Annotated in this window: 3 protein-coding genes; all 3 read left to right on the top strand. The window is 73.1% G+C overall.

Annotation, left to right across the window (positions count from 1 at the left end):
* The first annotated feature begins 17 nt into the window (after positions 1–17).
* On the top strand, positions 18–710 hold the full coding sequence (locus tag GUY61_RS36360; RefSeq protein ID WP_166634569.1) for a response regulator transcription factor: 693 nt from the start codon (positions 18–20) through the stop codon (positions 708–710).
* Positions 707–2,107, top strand: coding sequence for a HAMP domain-containing sensor histidine kinase (locus GUY61_RS36355; protein WP_166634568.1), 1,401 nt, complete (start codon positions 707–709; stop codon positions 2,105–2,107). The genes GUY61_RS36360 and GUY61_RS36355 overlap by 4 nt, the downstream gene beginning before the upstream one ends.
* Positions 2,108–2,369: 262 nt before the next feature.
* Positions 2,370–3,393: cellulose binding domain-containing protein (locus tag GUY61_RS36350; protein ID WP_166634567.1), on the top strand; the 1,024-nt coding region annotated here is incomplete at its 3' end.

The raw sequence follows: 3,393 nt of genomic DNA, 5'->3' as shown, positions 1-3,393 counted from the left end.
GGCGTACGGTGCGGGCCATGGCAAGTGTGCTCGTGGTCGAGGACGACCAGTTCGTGCGCTCCGCCCTCATCCGGCATCTGACCGATGCCTCCCACACGGTACGGAGCGTAGGCACCGCCCTCGAGGCGCTGCGCGAGGTTGCCCATGTCCCCTTCGACGTGGTCATCCTCGACCTCGGCCTGCCCGACCTCGACGGGGCGGAGGCGCTGAAGATGCTGCGCGGCATCACCGACGTACCGGTGATCATCGCGACCGCGCGGGACGACGAGACGGAGATCGTGCGGCTCCTCAACGACGGCGCCGACGACTACCTCACCAAGCCCTTCTCCGTGGAGCACCTGTCCGCCCGGATGGCCGCCGTGCTGCGCCGCTCGCGCGCGGGGGCGGGCGAACCGGCGCCCGGCAGCACGGTGATCCGCGTCGGCGGGCTGACCGTCGACCCGCTGCGCCGGCAGGCGGAGCTGGACGGCGTACGACTCGACCTCACCCGGCGCGAGTTCGACCTGCTCGCCTACCTCGCGGGCCGGCCGGGAGTCGTCGTCCCGCGGCGTGAACTGCTGGCCGAGGTATGGCAGCTCAGCTACGGCGACGACCAGACCATCGACGTCCATCTGTCCTGGCTGCGGCGGAAACTCGGCGAGACGGCGGCCCGGCCGCGCTATCTGCACACGCTGCGGGGCGTCGGGGTGAAGCTGGAGCCGCCGGCATGAGGTGGGCGCTGGTCAAGGTCTCGCTCGCCATCACCGCGATGGTCGTCATCGCCTTCGCGGTCCCGCTCGGGCTCGTCGTCCGCGAGATGGCCAGTGACCGGGCCTTCTCCAACGCCGAGCGGCAGGCCGCCGCGATCGGGCCGACCCTGTCCATCACCACCGACCGGGAACAACTGGAGAAGGCCATCGCCTCCACCCAGGCCGGAGGGGCCGGGCGGATGGCCGTGCACATTCCGGCCGCCGACGGGCAGAAGGCCCTGGAACTCGGCGAGAGCCGGGCGTCGCGGGCCGACCTGGACGGGACCAGACGACGTGGCCGTGCCTCCGTCGCGGAGGTCACCGGCGGCTCCGCGCTGCTGCAGCCCACCGCCATCGCATCCGGCACGGCCGTCGTCGAAGTCTTCGTGCCCGAGGGGGAGAAGAGCAACGGCGTCACCACCGCCTGGCTGGTCCTCGGCGGCGTCGGTGTCGCCCTGATCATCGGCTCGGTGGCGATCGCGGACCGGCTCGGCGTACGCATGGTGCAGCCCGCGCAGCGCCTCGCGGGCGCGGCGCAGGACCTCGGCGAGGGCCGGTTGGGGGCGCGGGTCCCCGAGGACGGGCCGACGGAACTGCGCTCGGCGGCGGTCGCCTTCAACGCCATGGCCGACCAGGTCGTCCAACTGCTCGCAAACGAACGCGAGATGGCCGCCGATCTCTCGCACCGGCTGCGCACCCCGCTCACCGTGCTGCGGCTCAACGCCGCGTCCCTGGGCGAGGGACCGGCCGCCGAGCAGACCCGCGCGGCCGTGGAGCAACTGGAGCGTGAGGTCGACACGATCATCCGTACCGCGCGCGAACAGAAGCCGCAGACGCAGGCGGCGGGGGCCGGCGCGGGTGCCGGGTGCGACGCGGGCGAAGTGGTGCGCGAACGCATGGAGTTCTGGTCGGCGCTCGCCGAGGACGAGGGGCGCAGGGTGCGCCTGGCGGGCGTGGAACGTCCGGTACGCATCCCGGTCGCGCGCCCCGAACTGGTGGCCGCACTCGACGCGATGCTCGGCAACGTCTTCCGGCACACGCCGGAGGGCACCGCGTTCGCCGTGGACGTCCACAACGGCGAGGACGCCGTGATCATCCTCGTCTCGGACGCGGGCCCCGGCATCACCGATCCGGAGGCCGCCCTGGCGCGAGGCAACAGCGGGGTCCGCGCGGGCTCCACGGGACTCGGGCTGGACATCGTGCGCCGGCTCGCCGAGTCCACGGGCGGCGACGTCCGGATCGGGCGCTCGGTGCTGGGCGGTACCGAGGTGCGGGTGTGGATCGCGCTGGACGGTGGCCGGCGCGGCGGTCAGGGGCGGCGCGGGCACCGGCTGGGCCGCCGCAAGCGCGTGGCCGCGAAGCGGCCGGCCGGGGTGTGACGGGCCGGGGCGCGACCGGTCGGCGTGTGACGGGCCGGGCTGTGACCGGTCCGCCGGTACCGGCCGCCGCCGACTGTCCCGGGCCCGCGCGGAGCCCTCGGAGGCCGTCAGAGGTCTGCACCATTAATCGCCCCCTTTCCGTGCCTTAAGCGCACCTCAAGAAGTCCGCCTCCCGCCCTGATCAGGACTTTTGTCCGAATCGAGGAGGCTAGCGTGCTGCCGCACCCCACCCCCATCCCCGGACAACCGAGGCAGGCACGCGATGAGCAGTACGCACCGGCGCAGGGCCGGCCGCAAGGCCAAGGCGATCGGAGCCGCCGTCACCGCCGCGGTGATCGGCGGAGCCGCGTTCGCCTTCGCGGGCAGCGCACAGGCCACCGCCGTCGGCGCCGCGTACACCAGGACCAGCGACTGGCAGGGCGGCTACACCGGCCAGTACGTGATCACCAACGAGACCGGGAGCACGCGGAGCGGCTGGGTCCTGGAGTTCGACCTGCCGGCCGGCACCCGCATCAGCTCGCTGTGGAACGGCGAACACACCGTCAGCGGGCAGCACGTCACCGTCAGGCCCGCGAGCTGGAACAAGGAGCTGGCGCCCGGCGCCTCGGTCACCGTCGGCTTCGTCACCGGGGCCGAGGGGAAGGCCGCCGACCCCGTCGACTGCCTGATCAACCAGGTGAAGTGCTCCGTCGACACCGGCCCGACGCCCGAGCCAAGCGGCCGCCCCACAAAGGAACCGGCCCCGAGCCCGACGGCCAGTACGAGCCCGACCCCGACGAAGACCACGCCGACGCCCACGGAACCGGCCACCACCGCTCCGGCGCCCACCGCGACCGCGACCGACGGCACCACCGCGCGTTTCGCCCCGTACATCGACACCTCGCTGTACCCGGCGTACGACATGCTCGGCACCGCCGACTCGACCGGGGTGAAGGAGTTCAACCTCGCCTTCATCACCTCGGGCGGATCCTGCGCCCCGCTCTGGGGCGGCGTCACCGACCTCGGCAGCGACAAGGTGGCCGCGCAGATCGGCCGGCTGCGGGCCCGAGGAGGCGACGTACGGGTCTCCTTCGGCGGCGCGGCGGGCCACGAACTGGCCCTGAACTGCTCCTCCGCCTCCGCGCTCGCCGATGCCTACGGCAAGGTCGTCGACGCCTACGGCCTCACCAAGGTCGACTTCGACGTCGAGGGCGCCGCCCTGCCGGACACCGCCGCCAACTCCCGCCGCGCGCAGGCAATTGCCCAGCTCCAGAAGTCCCACCCCGGACTGGACGTCTCCTTCACCC

Source organism: Streptomyces sp. GC420, assembly GCF_009916105.1.
In the GTDB taxonomy this organism is placed as follows: Bacteria; Actinomycetota; Actinomycetes; order Streptomycetales; family Streptomycetaceae; genus Streptomyces.
Note: the sequence above shows the minus strand (reverse complement) of the source record. Positions and strands in the feature narration are given on the sequence as shown.

Coding starts and splice junctions, on each gene's coding strand:
- GUY61_RS36360 (WP_166634569.1), top strand. CDS start 18: ATGGCAAGTGTGCTCGTGGTCGAGGACGACCAGTTCGTGCGCTCCGCC.
- GUY61_RS36355 (WP_166634568.1), top strand. CDS start 707: ATGAGGTGGGCGCTGGTCAAGGTCTCGCTCGCCATCACCGCGATGGTC.